This is a genomic window from Solibacillus sp. FSL W7-1324 (assembly GCF_038008025.1).
In the GTDB taxonomy this organism is placed as follows: Bacteria; Bacillota; Bacilli; order Bacillales_A; family Planococcaceae; genus Solibacillus.
In genome coordinates, this window is record NZ_JBBOYH010000001.1 from 3,251,544 (window position 1) to 3,270,377 (window position 18,834).

An 18,834-nucleotide genomic window follows, 5' to 3' on the forward strand; every position below is an offset into this window, starting at 1 on the left:
GTGGTCACCCCTTTATAAATTGAATATTCTTAAATCTTTCTGTAAAATTATATTAATATGGATTTTTGGAGGCACAGACATAATGAATAAGGCCATTCCGTATACCTCGCAAAGTTTAATAGGAATTATTGTCCCTGAAATTTTGCAGGATACAATTAAAGAAGCATTACGTGGATTCCCTAATATCCAACCACATTATTATTTAACACAGGACTTTATAATGACGGACGAGTTACAGCGGTTCATCTATGAATATGAAATGCTTGTCGCTGCAGATCCTTATATTTTTCAGCAGTTGAAATTCTATGATTCATCTTTGCAGCTTTATCAAATTAATAGCAGAGCGCTTCAGATATACGAATTGCTGTTAACCCATAAAATACAGAATGAACAGAAACAGTATTGTTTTGACCTGCTGCAACAAAGCACCATATTGTCGATTACACATCAGTTGCACCATAAAATTGACTATGTGTTTTCTGAAGGTGAAACGGTTGATGCCATACTGGAAAATCATATAAAGCATGCTGAACAAGGCTATTTCCCGGTTACCACAATTGCCTCTGTCTATGAATCATTAAGTGAACGTAATATCGAATGTCGCTATTTAATTCCAACAAAGCAGGAACTGATCGTCGCTTTTGAGCGGGTCTTATTGGCTTCTAAAGGGCGACAAAACAAGGAAAGCCAAATCGTATACGGTTTGATTCAATTTGAAGCGATTGCCAACCAGGATCAGTCGAAAGTGGAGCAAATACTAAAGCAGTTCACGCAGCAAATGGATGGTCATTTAATTATGCTGAATCCGCTGCAATACAGTTTTATTACGACCCGTGGGCAATTTGAGCGTGAAACATTAGGTTACAAGCATTTGCCGCTGCTTTCCCGTTTCAAAGAAGAGCTGAAAATCAATTGCACAATCGGTATCGGCTTTGGAATCAATGCAAATGATTCCGGCCGTCATGCCAAACAGGCTCTCTACCAGGCAAATGAAAATGGACCAAACCTATGCTATATCGTGCGAGAAGATAATAGTGTGATCGGTCCGATTGATACGACCGTTTTTATTAACTATGAACAGTACCCGCTAGTCATAACAGATGTGAAGTTATTGGAGCGGGCTGAAAAAGCCGGGATGTCTGCTTCGTATATATCCAAATTAATGGGCCGTATTATGAAACATCAAAAGTTTATTTATACGGCTGAAGAACTTGCCCAAACATTGAACATTACTTTACGCAGCGCCAATCGCATCCTGTTAAAGTGGCTGGATGCGGGGCTTGTCGATATTATCGGCGAGGAAAAGGTAGCCCACCGCGGTCGTCCTAAACGCATCTATTATATTCAGTTTTTAGAAGATATAAAGAATCAGTGAGCTCCGGCAATATTCGTTATTCGTTCCAGCAGCTTTATTGTTTGCAACATATCGGTTTGATCAATAGGGCTTTTTTTCTCAATAAAAAATTGTTCTATCATATCAATCAGTCGATCATAAAATCGGAGATCGCCTTCAGCAATTTCAAACCATTCACTTTGCTGCTGTGTATGTGCTACAAATTGAAAACTTTGACGATGCTGTAAGTACCCTCTAATTGAAGAGACCGTCCCATCCTGAAAGGTGAACGTGATAAAGTGTTGCTGCTCATTAAAGGTAACGGCTATGTCTTTGACAGATGTGCCTTTTAACGCACTGATCATTTCCACTGCATGGATTCCATAATAGAAATAGTCAAATTCCTGCAGCATCGGCAGTGGTGAGATGATATCCACTGCCTCGATGCTCTCTTTAGATTTTGCCAATTGAATTTCATCAGCAAATCGCAAAGCCGAGCAGCTCATCAAGGGCGTTCCCTTTTCATTGGCAAGTTCTACAATAGAACTCGCCTGCTCATAATTTAGTGCCAGTGGTTTATCGATAAAAATAGGTTTTTCCAAAGCAGCCAAATCTGCAAATTGCCCGAAATGTTGTGATGCATCAGCCGATGTAATGATAAACGCATCGCAAATATCTGACAGTTCCTGTAGTGTTGTCATAAAAGGAATTCCACTATCATTCAACTCCGCAGAGATTCGTTCAATCCGGTTTCTGCTCAAATCAATTGCAGAGCCTCCCCGATAAGCGAATAGCTTGTGACCTTTTTTCTGCAGCCTTTCACTGAACGCGATTGCATGGGTTGAATCCGTTCCGATTATCCCTATTTTCATAGAAGCCCCCTATTTAATACCTGACATTGTAATCCCTTCTGTGAAATAACGTTGGAAGAAAATAAAGATTAAAAATGTCGGGATAAATGAAATTGTTGCACCTGCCATTTCGACACCGAAGTTCCCCTCTTTTCCAAGCATCGAGGCAAGACCAACTGTAACAGGGAACATTTTTTCATTTGTTAAGTAAATTAACGGCTGGAATAAGTCATTCCAGTTTGAAATAAAGGCAAAAGTTCCTACTGTCGCAATTACCGGGAATGATAATGGTAAAATAATCTTGAAGAAGATTTGCCAATCGTTCGCTCCGTCAATATAGGCGGCTTCTTCCAAATCTTTCGGTATTCCCTGTAAAAATTGTCGTACTAAAAATACGCCCATGATTGCCCATAATTCAGGTACAATTAATGCCCAATATGTATTTATCCATCCAAAATCGGCGAACATAATATATTTGGGAATAATAAATAACTGTTGAGGTATCATGATAACGGCCATGAAAATCCAGAAAATCGCCTCTTTACCCCAGAATTGCTTTTTCGCAAAAATATAACCGAGCAATGCCGCAAAAAGCATTTGAGTTATAACCGGAATGACAGTTATAACGATAGAGTTCCAGATCCATCGTATAAAAATCCCATTTGAGAATATGTTGATATAGTTTTGAATTGATGGATTGGTCGGCAGCCAAAACAGCGGATCAATCTGTGCCTGTTTCACTTCTTTTAATGAACCGAACACCATGATGATGAATGGCATTATAAAAATGATTGCTAATATTGCTAATGCTGTATAAGAGATTACTTTTTTCATTTATCTGCTCCTTCCCGCACCAGCTTAATAATAATTTGGATCTTTCCCAATATATTTACGTTGGATTAACGCAATAATAAGAATGATAAAGAACAATACATATGATAAAACTGCTGCATAGCTTAAGTTCAAGCTTGTGAATCCTTGATGATATAAGTAATACACGATTGTCGTTGTCGAGTAGTTCGGTCCGCCATTCGTTAACAGGAATGCCGAATCGAAAATCTGAAATGACCCGATTGTCGTTGTAATCGCTACGTAAAAATGGATCGGCTTTAACATCGGGAATGTAACTTTCCAGAAGATTTTCCACGGACTTGCACCATCAATCCGAGCCGCTTCATACAATTGACGGTCGATGGATTGTAATCCCGCATAATAGTAAATCATCGTCGTTCCCGCTACTTTAAAAATACTTAATCCTGCCAGGACAAGAAGCGCCTGCGAAGAACTGGATAAAAACAGCTGTGGATCGATTCCGACAAAACCGATTAAATAGTTGATAAAACCATCTTCTGTACCGCGGAATAACCATCCCCAAATCCCTGCGATAATTACGAATGATGTAACTACAGGCAGGAAGAACAATCCTTTAAAAAATCCTGAATATTTAACTCCCGAATTAATGATCACTGCTAAAATTAGACCAAGTGCCATTGTCGGAACTATATAATAGATGGAAAACTTAACTGTATTCCATATTGCTTTCCAAGCGATTTCATCATCAAATAAATTTTTCCAATGTTTTAACCCGACAAATTCAGGGTCTCCGATAATTTTCCAGTCATGAAACGTTAAATAAAAACTTAAAGCAAATGGATAGATTTGAAAGATAAGAAAATGAATGATTACTGGAATGAGCACGACATAGACTAATAAATTTTTGTTTAACTCCCTCTTGATTCGTGCACTAAATGATTGTTTAGAAGTTGTAGAGGTCACATGCCTCACCCTTTCTGTACTTTAAGTAATGAGAGAGTTTGATCTTCACGACCAAACTCTCCTTTTGAACTATTTGTTAATTAACTTATCAATTGCTTCTGCCGCTTTATCTGCAGCTTCCTGAGGAGATTGTTTACCTTCTAGCATTGCTTGAATCTCTGCTTGAACTAAAGGCATAATATTACGTCCTTCCGGATGAATCACACCTGGTTTCGCAAATTCTGTGTAGCCTGCTAATTGAGCCATATATTGTTGTGAATCAAAAATATCCTTCGCTTCATCACGAGTCGGGATATATTGTGTAATGTTGTTGAATGTACGTTGGTTTTCTGTGTTTGTAACGTACTTCATGAACTCTGCTGCAGCTTCAGGATTTTTAGAAATCGCCGAACCTACAAACATACCAACAGTACCGTAAGTTAACTGCTCTGCATCTTTTAATGGTGGCGCAATAACAAACTCAAATGGCTTCTCATCTAATAAACGGTTTACCGAAATACCAGAGCCGTTTATAGCTAATAATTTCCCGCCTAAGTAAAGCGAGTCATGATCAAGCGCTGTAACTGAATCTTGCGGAATCCAGCCCTTTGTATACATTTCATTGATTAATTCAAATGACTTAACTGCTTCTGGCTTGTTAATTAAGATATTGTTATCTTCATCAATTACATTACCGCCAGCTTGCCATAAAAACGGATAAAGCGTGTTGTTTAAAGAACCGCCACCTGCATATGAGAATGCATAATAACCAGCTGCTTTTGCTTTTTCTGCTAAAGCTTTGAATTCATCCCATGTTGTCGGTAGGCTGTTTTCATCTACGCCTAATTCCGTTAAAATGTCTTTGTTATAAATTAAAGACTCCGCTGTTTGTAAAATTGGCATCCCATATTGTTTACCTTTCCAACTTGTTGCTTCGATAGCAGTTGGTACAAAACCGCTTAATTCTTCATCCGTAACATATTGAGATATATCTAAAATTAATTGTTGTTCTGCGTATTGTGGCATTTGGTCAGGAATTACATAGAATACATCCGGACCTTGGCCAGCTGCTAAAGCCGTTAAGATTTTTTGGTCACGATTTGCCCATGGAATTTGTTCGAAGTTTACTTTTACCCCTGTTTCAGCTTCAAAATCCGATGCAAATGTTTTCCACATATCCCCTTCACCTGTTGAGCCATCTGTATAAGGGTGCGCCCAAACTGTGATTTCGCCTGACAATCCTGAAGAGTCTGTATCTGTGCTAGCACTTCCGCTATCCGTATCTGTATCCGCATTTGTTGTTGTTTCATCTTCGCTGCATGCAGCCATTACAACAGAAAGCACTAATACTAAAAAGAGCAGTCCTAATCTTTTAAAAATTGTATTACTCATAACCCATCCCCCTTTTTATTTTTCCTTTGTGTAAAATAGCAAAATAGCTATTTTTTCCAGACTACAAAAAAATTAGGAGGAACTCAAGTCCATTAAAAGTCCTTAATTTAAATAGCTCAATTTTTCAGACTTTTTATTTTATAATAAAGTTAAGGGGGATATTGTTATGACATTTTGGGATGGGTTTTACAGTTTAGGTGTAAAGCTATTAAAAATTATTTACTTAAACTTTCTTTGGCTGTTTTTCTCAGCGATTGGCCTTTTTATTTTCGGTATATTTCCGGCGACAATTGCTTTATTTACAATAGTAAGACAGTTTCACCTTGATATTGATAAGCCAATTACGAAAACATTTTGGGAAGTGTATAAAACCGAGTGGCTTAGGGGAAATGGGTATGCGGGAATTAGTTATATTATCGTTTTGATTTTAGCGATCGACTTTTATGCGATTTATATGGTTGACTCCTTATCTTTCCTTCTCATACCAACTTTTATTATTGCCTTTTTAATTTTTGGAACGTTGTTTTTCTTCTTTCCAGTGTATGTACATTTTGACCTGGCTTTTTTGGCAATGATCAAACAAGCATTTTTATTTACGATCACTTCACCATTCACGGTCATTTTAAATGCGTTAAGTATTTTATTGATCTATGGTATTTTCAATATTATGCCGGGTGCAATCCCTTTATTTGCCGGGAGTGTACTGAGTTGGCTCGTTATGAAATTCTCTCTACGTTCCTTCAGTAAAATTGAAAAGCGGAAAGTATCGGAGGCTGCAACATGATGAATGGATTGCATCCTGAACTCGTCGAAACAATTGAACGTAAATTAAAAAATTCTCGTACATTTGAGGAACTGATCCAAAACAGAACTTTTGTCCATTATTCCCAGCAGAACTACCAGCTTGAAAATTGTTTAATCGAAGAAATGATGCTAGGCAATCTACGAGTCGTTCGTATACAGCCGGCGAATGCAGTACAAAATATGCCGGGCTTTATTTGGTTTCATGGTGGAGGGATGGTGTTCGGCAGTCCGGATGACAGCGTACCTTATGTAACGGATTTTGTACATAACTTCCAAGCGGTAGTATTCATTCCGCAATACCGCCTCGCTCCTGAAAAGCCTTATCCTGCTGCTTTAAACGACGGCTATACATTATTAGAGTGGATAAGTGAGCATGCAGGTGATTTGAATATAGACCGAACGAAAATTATTGTAAGCGGTGGCAGTGCAGGTGGGAACTTGGCATTGGCCGTTGCTCTAAAAGCGCGGGATGAAAAAGGACCAAAAATAGCGGCGGTGTTGCCGTTGTATCCGATGCTTGATATAAAGGAAAGACCATTCCACAAAAAATTTACTTCACCTGCTATGTGGAATGCCGAAAAAAATAAAAAAAGTTGGCATGCTTATTTACCGGATTATGAAAAGATTCCGCCCTATGCATCGCCTTTTTATGCAAAGGTTGAAGGACTTCCGCCGATTTATACGTTTATCGGGACGCATGACATATTTTATGAGGAAGTATCTGAATTTGTAGATAAGCTACAGCAGTCCGGTGTACAAGTCCAATTTGATATTTACGAAGGATGTACACATGGATTCGACTTGGAAGAAATACCAATTGCCCGCCAAGCAAAAAAGCGACTTTTGGACATGACATCGAAATTATTGAAGTAACCGTAAAATGGAGACCCGCACCAGTATAGCGGGTCTCCATTTTTTATGCCAGACCACTGTATGGATAAAGCACATTATTCGGGTACATAATATCTTTTTGATTTTTAACAAACATTGCTCCCTCATCGATGAGCACATCTTGCAAAACAGGAATCTGTAAATTATCCGGGGTAAAGCACAGTCTGATTTTTTCAGACCGAATAGGTAAGCAACCGAGTATTTCCTGTAAATCCACCTGCTCTTTAGATATGACGTCGATTAACTCTGTATACTCGGCAGTTTCATTCAAGATGGCAAATGCCTGAAACTTAGGTACATAGTAAATGCAGTCCCGGTATTGCGTCAATGCATGGAACATCACGATATTTTCATTCTGAACCATACTCATTTTCTGACTGACAGGTTTTCTAAATACCGTTGTTTCATAAAATACATTTCTTGTAGGCTTATCATCCAGATTCACTTTCTTTACTTCCGTATGAACTGGCCCAATATCCTTTTTATCCACGGTAAAAGTAGACTGTATACGCGTTTCAAAACCAAATTTCGGATAAAAGTCCAGCACTGTCTTATTTGCAAATAAGTAGATGATATGTGCATTCACATGATCTTCCATCACCTTTTCCATAAGCTGACGGGATAATCCTTTTCCTTGGAATTTTGGATTTGTCATAACAGTCCCAATCTGAACAGCTTCATACTGCCTGCCATCCAAAATCATTGTTCCGCTACTTGTAGAAACATTCGCTACTATTTCGCCATCTACTTCAAATGTATAGGGACAGTATGTATCATTCCAATACCCTTGCTCATCCCATTGTTCGAAATCCAGCCCAAAAGTATCGTTTGCCAGTTGAAAGAAACTTTTTTTCAGCTGGGGGTTAAGGCGCACAGCCTCTCCTTTAACAAAATTCATTTCCATCCCTCTTTTTTAGAGCTTATTATTTCCATAAATAATCTCTCCTTCTGAAACAGTTAATATAACATCCTCATTTTCATTTACGATGTAAAAATCAGCATCTTTACCGACTTCAATTGACCCTTTATTTTCATATAATCCTAACAGTTTTGCACTGTTTGTTGAACTCAGTTTGGCCAGTGTCAAATCTGAAAGTCCGAGCCACTCTTTCATATTTTTTCTGGACTTATTTAAATTGAGCGTACTTCCTGCAAGCGCATCACTTCCAACCAATTTACACAAGCCGTCTTCTACACGAACTTCCTGTCCACCTAAATCATAAATACCGTCAGCTAATTCGGTTGCCCGCATACTGTCAGATATTAATATCATTCGGTCTTCACCAACCGTGTCGTAAATAAAACGAATCATGTCCGGGTGAATATGAAATCCGTCAGCAATAATCTCCAGCATACATTCACTTTGCAGTAACGCAACCTGCAAGCCCGGCTCACGATGATGAATAGATCTCATCCCATTGCAAAAATGAGTGGCATTCTGAATAAGCTGCTGTTCCAATAATGCCTTTGTCTCCGTATACTTGGCATCAGAATGACCGATCGATGCTACAATCCCTTTATTTTTTAAATAGGTCGTAAGCTTATGGCCTTCATCTAACTCTGATGCAAGTGTAATAAGTTTAATTTCGTTTTGGGAAGACTCGTTTAAATGATCGAAAATCTCTACTGAAGGCTTTATTATAAACTCGTCGGATTGTGCCCCTTTTTGAATCGGATTAATGAAAGGTCCTTCTAAATGGATGCCGGCAATTTTGGCACCTTTTACATTGTTCTTCGCATCGGCAATCGATTTTACAACGCGCTCGATTTGGGTTTCTGCTGCCGTCATCGTTGTTGCTAAAAAGGTTGTCACTCCAAATTTCGCAAGCGCTGTACTGATTGTGTTCAGACTGCTTTCCGTTCCGTCCATCACATCAGCACCGGATATCCCGTGAATATGCTGATCAATCATTCCCGGCATCATTTTATATGCCGACTTTGTTTCCACAATATCGATTTGTTCAGGTAATTCGTCTTTTTTACAAAACCGGACGATTTTTTTGCCTTCAATAACCCCAAAACAATTCTCCTCTATCCGCTGTTCCCGGACAATTTGAAGCGGTCCAATACACCATGTACTTTCCATGAACATTTCCCTCCTCTACCACATCTTATACATTCCCCATTATTAGCCTATGCTTGACATTTTTCAAGAAAATTCCTTTTATAACGAAATAAAACGGCAGCCCAATTAGAAAATGGACTGCCGTTTATAAGAAAAAAATTAACGTTTATTAATTTCTTCCATTAAGATTTGGTTTGTTAATTGTGGGTTTGCTTGTCCTTTAGAAGCTTTCATAATTTGGCCAAGAAGTGCTTTAATCGCACGGTCTTTACCAGCTTTGAAGTCTTCTACTGATTTTGCATCATTATCAAGAACAGTTGTTACGAAACCACGGATTACTTCTGGATCAGAAATTTGAACTAAACCTTTTTCCTTCACGATTTTCGCTGCGTCTCCACCGTTTGTTACTAACTCAGTGAATACTTTTTTCGCGATTTTAGAAGAAATTGTACCGTCCGTAATTAATTTCACCATACCCGCCAAGTTTTCAGGTGTTAGAGCTGTATTTTTCAACTCTTTTTGCTCAGCGTTTAAGTATGCAGAAATATCTCCCATTAACCAGTTAGCTGTTAATTTCGCATCAGCCCCTGCATTTACAGTTGCATCAAAGAAATCTGAAATCTCCTTGTTTACTACAAGTACGTTTGCATCATAATCATTTAAACCTAATTCAGAAACATAGCGTGCTTTACGCGCATCCGGTAATTCAGGAATTTCGTTGCGTACGCGCTCTACCCATTCATCAGAAATTGAAAGACGCACTAAGTCCGGCTCTGGGAAGTAACGGTAATCATCAGTACCTTCTTTAACACGCATAAGAATTGTTTTACCAGTTTTCTCATCAAAACGACGTGTTTCCTGCTCAATAACGCCACCAGCCATTAATACTTCTGCTTGGCGGATTTCTTCATGCTCTAAACCACGACGTACAAAGTTGAATGAGTTTAAGTTTTTAAGCTCCGTTTTTGTACCGAACTCTTCCTGACCGTATGGACGGATTGAAATGTTTGCATCACAACGAAGTGAACCTTCCTCCATACGTACGTCAGAAACGCCTGTATATTGGATGATCGATTTTACTTTTTCAAGGTAGGCATATGCTTCGTCCGGTGTACGGATATCCGGCTCAGAAACGATTTCTACTAGTGGTGTACCTTGACGGTTTAAGTCCACTAAAGAATAGCCGTCAGCATGTGTTAATTTACCAGCATCTTCTTCCATGTGAAGACGTGTAATACCGATTTTCTTTTTGTAGCCTGGTGTATCACCTTTAGCTGGAATTTCGATTTCTACCCAACCGTTTTTACCGATTGGCTTATCAAATTGTGAAATTTGGTAAGCTTTCGGATTGTCCGGGTAGAAGTAGTTTTTACGGTCGAACTTAGTTTCTTGTTCGATTTCCATGTTTAATGCTAATGAAGCACGCATCGCGTAATCTACTACTTGTTTATTCAATACTGGTAAAACACCTGGATAGCCTAGGTCGATTACTGTTGTATTTGTGTTTGGTTCCGCACCAAAACTGTTTGGACTGCTAGAGAAGATTTTTGAGTTTGTTTTTAACTCAACGTGAATCTCTAAACCAATGACTGTTTCAAAGTTCATCTTATTTTACCTCCCATAATGCTGGAGTTTGTTTTGCGAAATCTGTTTGTTGCTCATACGCATATGCCACACGGTAAAGTGTTTCTTCATCGAAATGCTTACCGATAATTTGTAAACCTAGTGGTAATCCATTCTCAAAACCGCATGGAACTGAAATTGCCGGTACACCTGCTAAGTTAATTGGAATTGTTAAAATGTCGTTTGCGTACATTGTCAATGGATCATCAATGTTTGCACCAATAGCGAATGCTGGTGTTGGTGCAGTTGGCCCGATGATTACATCATAGTTTTCGAACACTTTGTCGTAATCGGCTTTAATTAAAGTACGTGCTTGTTGTGCTTTTTTGTAGTAAGCATCATACGTACCAGCAGATAATGAATATGTTCCAAGCATGATACGACGTTTTACTTCATCGCCAAAACCTTCAGCACGAGATTGTTTGTACAGCTCCAATAAGTTTTTCGCGTTTTCTGAACGGTAGCCGTAGCGAATACCATCAAAACGAGAAAGGTTTGAAGATGCTTCTGATGAAGAAAGGATGTAATACGCTGCTAATGCATATTTAGAATGCGGTAAAGATACTTCTTCTACTGTAGCACCCAAGCCTTTTAATACTTCCAATGCATCAAGCACTGACTGTTTCGCTGCTTCCCCAACGCCTTCACCTAGGAATTCTTTTGGAACAGCAATTTTTAAGCCTTTAATATTACCATCTAAAGCAGCCGCATAGTTTGGTACCGGCACATCTGCAGAAGTAGAATCCATTTCATCTACACCTGAGATTGCTTCAAGTAATAACGCATTGTCTTTTACATTGCGTGTAATTGGTCCGATTTGATCTAAAGAAGATGCGAATGCAACTAAACCAAAACGAGATACACGACCGTATGTAGGTTTCATTCCTACAACACCACAGTAGGCTGCTGGTTGACGGATTGAACCACCCGTGTCAGAACCTAATGAAAATGGTACTTCACCCGCTGCAACCGCTGCTGCAGATGCACCTGAAGAACCACCTGGTACATGTGAAAGGTTCCATGGGTTTTTAGTAGTTTTATAAGCCGAGTTTTCGTTTGAAGAACCCATTGCGAATTCATCCATGTTCAACTTACCGACTGTGATCATGCCTGCATCACGTAATTTTTTTACGATTGTTGCATCGTAAATTGGCATAAAGCCTTCCAGAATTTTAGAAGCACAAGTTGTTTCCAATCCTTCTGTTACGATGTTGTCCTTTACGCCAATCGGCATACCGAATAATGGACCGCGCTCCTCAAAAGGAACTTGATCTAATTCAGCTGCTTTTGCAGTTGCTTGTTCTTTATTTAATGCTAAGAAAGCTTGTACATCGCCGTCCAACTTTTCAATGCGGTCAAATGCTTCTTTTGTTAAATCCGCAATTGTCAGTTCACCCGACTTTAAGCTCTCTTGCAATTGTGCTGATGTGCGCTCAAATACTGTCATGCGAGTGGTTCCTCCTATTACTCCATAATTGATGGTACTTTAATTTGACCTGCTTCTTGTTCTTTTACGTTCAGCATTACTTTTTCAAGAGGTAAGCCTTCTTTTGCTACGTCCTCACGAAGTACGTTCACTAAAGGTAAAACATGAGAAGTCGGTTCTACATTTGTTGTATCTAACTCATTTAATTGCTCTGCGAAATCTGTAATTTTCCCTAGTTGTTCAGCAAATTTCTCTGCTTCCTCTTCTGTAATAGCAAGGCGAGCTAAGTGTGCTACGTGTTTTACTTCTTCTTTTGAAATGTTTGCCATTTGTTACACCTCCAAGTTATCGAATCAAATATCCCTCAGCAAAATCCGTATCATCTGCCGGGGCTATATGTGGAGTCAGTGATTGTTTTGGATACCCGCTGATTCTACATAAACCATGCCCATAATGATAACATTTTTCCTTGTAAAAATCTCCGCTTTAGGAAAAAATCCAGCAAACAATCCTCCACTTATGACGATTTTTCGCCAAATTAACGCATTAACGCGGTGAAGTAGAAATTCTGTGTAAAAAGAAAATACCACACTCGTAAAAGTATGGTATTTTTCGGAAGATTTTACTCATAAATATGAACAAAAGGCTTATCTTCATTCGGTTCTTTAATAATTAGCACTTCCGGTCCGTTCACAGAAGTAATACTTACCGAAATATACAGGTCAAGCGGTAAATGATTAAGCATTAAGCCCGTCAAATACTGTGTAAATCCTGTAATTTCAGCTGTTCCGTAAAACTGGATCGGGATTTCGATATCAAGCTTCTGAACTTTTTTGTTTTGATAAAATCCAGTCGCAAACACACTCGTGAAGTTCGAGAAGTATTTGTCGACATCCTGTTTGAAGTTTTGGAAGTTCGTATTCAAATCACGGTAGACATCATCCGGCGAACTCATAGGGAAAGTAACGTATTTTTCATCGATTGCTTTCCACTCACCCAATTCTGTTTTCCCTTTATCCGCGAAGTTATAGTCAGTATATGTTCCTGGTACAATCGCATTTCTTTCTGCTTGTTTAAATAAACCAATGACGATCGGAACATCTGCCAGTTCCGGACGGGCACGCAATCGATTGATAACTTCCTGTGCAATTTTCTTACCTTCTGCTTCTATTTTTGCATCGGGAATTTTTTGTTCAAAAAACTCGCCATACTGCTCTTTTTGATAATAGTAAACTGAATTTAACGCTAGACCTATTGAAACACCTGCCAGCTTTACTTTGTTCTCATCGGTTTTTGTTAAATAATTTTGCTCCACAATATGTGCCAAATAAACCGGTGCTTCTGTCGCTTTAACATTCGGATCCATTTCCTTGCCTGTTGCCTCATCAATGCTTGATGGGTTTAGACCTTGGTACTCGGGTCCTTTGTCTTCCGTTTGGTTTGGACGGGCTAACCAGTATTTCAATGTATTCTCATCTAAATACTGACCTTCCTGGAAATAATAGTTTTCCGTATCGAAATGATTTTGCGAAATACGCATTAAGCCTGTTTCGACTTCTTTCATATCGTACTTCGTATAAATATTGGAAACAACTAAACCACGGCTTGCACTTTCCTTATAAGGAATCAATGTGCGATAAAATTTATCGTTTATTTGCATGTTCGGGATAATAGTTGTTTCCACAGCTTTTTCTGTATCTGATTCTTGCGTCAGTTCTGTATCAGGTGTAAGGTTTGGCGCACACGCTGACAACATCGCCGCTACAATTATCGCAGGTATCCAGCGATAACGTTTCATGAGAGCAAGTCCCCTTTACTATATTAATTGTTCGATTAGGCGCACTTCATCCCAAATTTCAATGCCTAAGCTTTGGGCTTTTTCAAGCTTCGAGCCAGCATCTTCTCCGACAATTACAAGGTCTGTTTTTTTACTTACACTCCCTGCAACCGTACCACCTAACTGTTCTATTTTCGCCTTTGCTTCGTTACGTGTCAATTGCTGTAATTTACCTGTCAGTACAATTGTTTTTCCTGCAAAAGGATTTGCCCCTGCTTCCACGACAACTTTCTTGCCTTTATAGGACATATTTAAGCCAAATCCTTTTAGGCGTTCGATTAATTGTTGTACTTGCTCATTTGCAAAATACGCTACAATCGATTCAGCCATTTTATCGCCAATTTCATGAATATCTTTCAGTTCTTCTTCTGTAGCAACCATTAGTGCATCGATTGTTTCAAAATGAGCCGCCAAAATCTTGGCTGCTTTTTCGCCAACATGGCGGATACCGAGACCGAATAGTAATCGTTCCAGCGAATTTTCCTTGGACTGAATCAGCGCTTCAACTAAATTGGTGGCCGACTTCTGTCCCATTCGTTCCAGATTAATCAGCTGCTCTACTGTAAGCTCATATAATCCCGCTACATCTTGAATATAGTCTTCGCGCAGCAGCTGTTCGACTACCTTCTCACCAAGACCGTCGATATTCATCGCATTACGTGATACGAAATGCTTCACACCTTCCGCAATTTGTGCAGGACATTGAGGATTCACGCAACGCAGTGCTACATCAGTATCGATACGTACAATTTCTTCATCACACGCAGGACAATGTGTCGGCATCTTATATGGTACAGCGTCATCAGGGCGTTGTTCTAAAACGACTCCGACGATTTGCGGAATGATATCTCCTGCTTTTCGTACGATGACGGTATCATCGATTCGAATATCCTTTTCACGGATCAGGTCTTCATTGTGCAATGATGCACGGCTTACAGTAGTTCCCGCAACAAGTACCGGTGTTAAAATCGCTGTTGGAGTAATAACACCCGTGCGTCCTACCGTCAGTTCAATATCCAATAATTTTGTGATAACTTCTTCTGCCGGGAATTTGTAGGCAATTGCCCATCGAGGCGATTTTGCTGTAAAACCAAGCTCATCTTGATGGGCATAGCGATTTACTTTGATGACGATCCCATCAATTTCATATGATAAATTTGGGCGCGCTTCTGTCCACTTTTCTATAAACGCCAAAACGTCCTCAATTGTTTCGCAATACTCGCGTTCTTTATTTGATGGAAAACCTAGCTCCTCCAAATACTTGAGCATTTCCCAATGCCCATCGATTCCATAGCTTTCTCCGTCTCCGCCGACTGCATAAATAAATGTCGATAAATTTCGGCTTGCTGCGATTTTCGGATCTAATTGACGCAATGATCCTGCTGCCGCGTTTCGAGGATTTGCAAATAGCTCTTCTCCATTTTCCGCACGACGTTCATTCAGTTTCTCAAAAGATTTTTTCGGCATATAAGCTTCACCGCGTACTTCCAATGTTACAGGTTCTTTTAAACGCAATGGGATGGCACGAATTGTTTTCAGGTTTGCTGTAATGTCTTCCCCTACTGTTCCGTCACCACGTGTAGCGCCTTGTACAAATACCCCGTTTTCATAGCGCAAAGATATGGCTAAGCCATCAATTTTCAGTTCACATACATATGAGTAATTTTTGCCGATTGCCTGCTCGATTTTCCGGTCAAAATCACGCAAATCTTCTTCATTGAAAGCATTCGACAAACTGAGCATCGCTGTTTCATGCGTTACCTTTTTAAAGCCTTCCAACACCGTGCCACCGACACGCTGAGTAGGAGAATCAGGATAAATAAATTCCGGATTTGCTTCTTCCAATGCGATAAGCTCATGCAAAAGCTGATCATATACACTATCTTCAACTAACGGTTTATCCAGTACGTAATACGCATAGCCATACTCATGAAGAAGCTTGTTCAATTCCGCAATTCTTTGTTCTATTTCATTCATCCAATGTTCCTCCTAAGCTTTCGTAATCGGCGCAAATTTTGCTAGTAGACGTTTTATTCCAGTTGGTGATGGGAAAGCGATATCCAGTTCCATACCATCCCCTTCACCTTTTACGCTTACGACCATACCGACACCCCATTTACCATGGGCAGCTTTGTCGCCTACTTTCCAGTCAAACTTATCGCCGCCAGTTGAATTCAGACGTGATGTCTGGGAAGCAGGTGCCTGCACACTTCCTAATGTACGCTTCGGCATACGGTCATAACGGTTCGATTTAAATGGTAATGAATCATCACGATAAGATGTAGTATTTGCTTTTGAAACTTGCTCTAACACATTTTCATCAATTTCACGTAAAAAACGTGATGGGGCATTGTAGCCTGTACGGCCAAATATTGTACGGGAGCCCGCACAAGACAAGTAAAGACGCTGTTCTGCCCGAGTTGCACCGAATGGTGATAGGTAAGCCTTTGAAGTTATCTCCAGCTTTTCCCCCACCCCACACCGTGCGTGCGAGTTTCCCCGCACACGGCGTTCCATCTAACCATCAATAGTCAATTTCGCATTATTTTAATACTTCATAACCACATAATTTTCTATATTTGTTCAATTGTTTTAAGTTAATATAGGCAGGTAAATCTTTTAATTTTAAATTCACATCATGGACTAGTTTATGTGAAGTTTTACTTAACATTATGAGATTATTATAACTGTCCGTACCACCTAAACTTCGTGGTATTTTATGATGTATATGAATTTCTTGCGGGTCCATTGCTAAATAGTCTTTATCTAAAATCGGCTCTTTCTTTTGCTGGTTCAGTAGACTTGGGATATAAATAATATTACTACTATTTTTCCCGGTTTTCGTTCGGTTATCAAAGAAATAGTTCACCCATTCAAGTGCTTTATATTTTGTTTGATTCGGTTCCCATAGTTTGTGAACTTCATACATGTAATCAGCTGTACTTTTCACGCTATGTTGCCGCATCTCCCATAAATCAAGTAGTTGCCCATTGACCATAAAGCTCACATGTGGGTTACGGACTATATCAATTTTAACTTCCCGTCGCCTTATCATTTTCTTAATTAACAATAAGTGAATTCTACTTATGAGCCATGTTAAATTCGTGCAGATTGTATAGTAATTAAAAATACCTCTCATATATACAATAAAATAATCTAACTTACCTTTCCAAAGACACCATTCAAGCCTACTTTTCGTTTCTTTCCAAAGTTTCTTTTGGTCTTTAACCGAAATTATGAATGAGTTTGGTTTAGTACTATTCGTTTTACGATATTTAAAGCCTAGAAATTCTAGTTCAGTGTCTCCATGAATGGTTATTAACTTGGTTTTATCCTTGTTTATTTCCAATCCATTTTCCTTACACCAATCTTCAAACATCATAATCACATCATATATATCGTATTTCCCTTTACTAATTAGTACAAAATCATCTGCATATCGAATGATTTTTACTACTCTACGTTCTTGCAACCAGTTAAAATAAAATTCACGACCACGTTTGTATGACCTACCGTGGTTTCTATGAATATTAGGGTTTTGGATAATTTGGCGTCCATTGTCTCGCTTAAAATCATTTATTTCATGAAGTCGAAGTTCAAAATCATGAAACATTACATTAGCGAGTATCGGACCTAAAATCGTACCTTGCCTTAATCCAATTCCGTTATATTTCTCTTTTGGCTGTATCAAATCAATCCACATTAACCGTTTTATACATTTTAAAAATGCTAAGTCATGTATATTATGGTTTAACTTTAACTTATCTAACACTTTGTCAATTTGTACTGTATCAAAGTATTCTTTCAAGTCGCAGTCGTATATGTGTCCTTCATTGTTGTATTGTAAAGTAGTTGCGATATAGGACATACATTCTTGGGCATTGCGATTTTTCCTAAAACCAAAACTTTCAGGATTAAATTGTGCTTCAAGAATTGGTTCAAGGATATTTCTAACACATTGCTGTGCAATCCTGTCATATAAATTTGTTATGCCTAACGGTCGCATTTTCCCATTGCTTTTCGGTATCATTACACGTCTTGCTTTACCTTGTTTTGAACCAAATAATCGATTTTTGATTTCCTTTATAACATCTTCAATATCTAATTTCATAATGTCATTAAAGGTTATACCATCTGGACCTGCTGTTTTCTTGCCTTTATTGCTACCTATTATTTTAATTGAACATATAATGTTTTGTTCATCAATGACATATTGCCATAAGTGGTTAAATCGTGTTTTTGTTAATGCTTTTTCAAATAATATTTGTTCGACATCATTAATACCATATCGCCAAATATCCTTTTCTTTGACTTTCAACTGTATCGCCTTCTTTCCACAAGGGATAGCGATTACTATTGATGTTAGACTTGGGGCCTTCCTTCCACTTCCATTACGAAGCTTCAACAGTACTATGCCCCTACTGACTCCCCTATTCATGCTCTTTCATGCGATTTGCAATCCCCGAGCGATTACTAAAACGTTAGGGGTCTCAAACGTTCCGATATTACTAGGTATATAACTGTACTTAGGTTCCACCTTTATCCCGACTATATCAATAAGTAGAACAACCCATTAGTTCTATCCATCAGACTCTGTACGATAAATATCTTTTGGAATATAGTTAATTAGACAACATTTCTATTGCCCGCTCTACGAGACGTACATTCAGTGGTTCGTCATTAGCTATCTAAATCCTAACCATATACAGCTGCCCAGCCCGCACCATCTTCGCAGTAATGTTTAACATTTCCTCAGCTTAACCTGTTAGGGCTACTTAGCGCGACTTCACCCAACTTCACACAACCTGTTACCAGTGTTGCATGTGGGAGTATCAGCTTCCATCTTGTCACGGAGAT

Annotated in this window: 15 protein-coding genes and 1 pseudogene; 3 read left to right on the top strand and 13 right to left on the bottom strand. The window is 38.9% G+C overall.

All coding sequences use genetic code 11. The annotated features are described in order from the left end of the window. Positions 1-82: 82 nt before the first annotated feature. Entirely contained in the window at positions 83-1,375 is a 1,293-nt protein-coding gene (locus MKY71_RS16275) for a transcriptional regulator (protein WP_340733328.1), read from the top strand. On the opposite strand, the gene MKY71_RS16280 is transcribed toward MKY71_RS16275, so the two are convergent. The 4 genes from MKY71_RS16280 to MKY71_RS16295 form a co-directional block, all read right to left on the bottom strand. After that, positions 1,369-2,205: a Gfo/Idh/MocA family protein gene (locus tag MKY71_RS16280; protein WP_339196230.1), complete on the bottom strand. Its 837-nt coding sequence runs from the start codon at positions 2,203-2,205 to the stop codon at positions 1,369-1,371. The two genes, MKY71_RS16275 and MKY71_RS16280, sit on opposite strands and share 7 nt — an antisense overlap. Before the next feature lie 9 nt (positions 2,206-2,214). After that, positions 2,215-3,018, bottom strand: a complete 804-nt coding sequence (locus MKY71_RS16285; protein WP_339173840.1) for a carbohydrate ABC transporter permease — start codon at positions 3,016-3,018, stop codon at positions 2,215-2,217. Positions 3,019-3,042: 24 nt separating this feature from the next. Further along, positions 3,043-3,960: a carbohydrate ABC transporter permease gene (locus MKY71_RS16290; protein ID WP_339173841.1), complete on the bottom strand. Its 918-nt coding sequence runs from the start codon at positions 3,958-3,960 to the stop codon at positions 3,043-3,045. A gap of 69 nt (positions 3,961-4,029) precedes the next feature. Next, on the bottom strand, positions 4,030-5,331 hold the full coding sequence (locus MKY71_RS16295; RefSeq protein WP_340733331.1) for a sugar ABC transporter substrate-binding protein: 1,302 nt from the start codon (positions 5,329-5,331) through the stop codon (positions 4,030-4,032). A gap of 166 nt (positions 5,332-5,497) precedes the next feature. Between MKY71_RS16295 and MKY71_RS16300 the strand changes: the two genes are divergently transcribed. Further along, entirely contained in the window at positions 5,498-6,115 is a 618-nt protein-coding gene (locus tag MKY71_RS16300) for a YesL family protein (protein ID WP_340733333.1), read from the top strand. After that, positions 6,112-7,008 carry an alpha/beta hydrolase gene (locus MKY71_RS16305; RefSeq protein WP_340733335.1) on the top strand — a complete coding sequence of 299 codons (897 nt, stop codon included), beginning with the start codon at positions 6,112-6,114 and terminating at the stop codon, positions 7,006-7,008. The genes MKY71_RS16300 and MKY71_RS16305 overlap by 4 nt, the downstream gene beginning before the upstream one ends. A gap of 43 nt (positions 7,009-7,051) precedes the next feature. On the opposite strand, the gene MKY71_RS16310 is transcribed toward MKY71_RS16305, so the two are convergent. The 9 genes and pseudogenes from MKY71_RS16310 to MKY71_RS16350 form a co-directional block, all read right to left on the bottom strand. Further along, positions 7,052-7,924 (bottom strand): GNAT family N-acetyltransferase, encoded by an 873-nt coding sequence (locus tag MKY71_RS16310; RefSeq protein ID WP_340733337.1) that lies wholly within the window; start codon positions 7,922-7,924, stop codon positions 7,052-7,054. 15 nt (positions 7,925-7,939) lie between these two features. Further along, on the bottom strand, positions 7,940-9,112 hold the full coding sequence (nagA, locus tag MKY71_RS16315; RefSeq protein WP_340733340.1) for an N-acetylglucosamine-6-phosphate deacetylase: 1,173 nt from the start codon (positions 9,110-9,112) through the stop codon (positions 7,940-7,942). Between the two features lie 138 nt (positions 9,113-9,250). Beyond that, complete coding sequence (gene gatB, locus MKY71_RS16320) at positions 9,251-10,696, bottom strand: Asp-tRNA(Asn)/Glu-tRNA(Gln) amidotransferase subunit GatB (RefSeq protein WP_339173851.1); 1,446 nt, start codon at positions 10,694-10,696, stop codon at positions 9,251-9,253. Position 10,697: 1 nt separating this feature from the next. Beyond that, the gene (gene gatA, locus MKY71_RS16325) at positions 10,698-12,161 is read right to left on the bottom strand and encodes an Asp-tRNA(Asn)/Glu-tRNA(Gln) amidotransferase subunit GatA (protein ID WP_339196243.1); all 1,464 of its coding nucleotides are present in this window, start codon (positions 12,159-12,161) and stop codon (positions 10,698-10,700) included. A 17-nt stretch (positions 12,162-12,178) separates the two neighbouring features. Beyond that, the gene (gene gatC, locus MKY71_RS16330) at positions 12,179-12,469 is read right to left on the bottom strand and encodes an Asp-tRNA(Asn)/Glu-tRNA(Gln) amidotransferase subunit GatC (RefSeq protein ID WP_079523753.1); all 291 of its coding nucleotides are present in this window, start codon (positions 12,467-12,469) and stop codon (positions 12,179-12,181) included. A 293-nt stretch (positions 12,470-12,762) separates the two neighbouring features. Continuing rightward, the gene (locus MKY71_RS16335) at positions 12,763-13,938 is read right to left on the bottom strand and encodes a CamS family sex pheromone protein (protein WP_340733342.1); all 1,176 of its coding nucleotides are present in this window, start codon (positions 13,936-13,938) and stop codon (positions 12,763-12,765) included. An 18-nt stretch (positions 13,939-13,956) separates the two neighbouring features. Then, positions 13,957-15,954 carry an NAD-dependent DNA ligase LigA gene (gene ligA, locus MKY71_RS16340; protein WP_340733344.1) on the bottom strand — a complete coding sequence of 666 codons (1,998 nt, stop codon included), beginning with the start codon at positions 15,952-15,954 and terminating at the stop codon, positions 13,957-13,959. 12 nt (positions 15,955-15,966) lie between these two features. Continuing rightward, positions 15,967-16,407 (bottom strand): annotated as a pseudogene (locus tag MKY71_RS16345) (ATP-dependent DNA helicase PcrA); the annotation flags it as partial. 112 nt (positions 16,408-16,519) lie between these two features. After that, positions 16,520-18,295, bottom strand: a complete 1,776-nt coding sequence (locus MKY71_RS16350; RefSeq protein WP_340716540.1) for a reverse transcriptase domain-containing protein — start codon at positions 18,293-18,295, stop codon at positions 16,520-16,522. Positions 18,296-18,834: the final 539 nt, after the last annotated feature.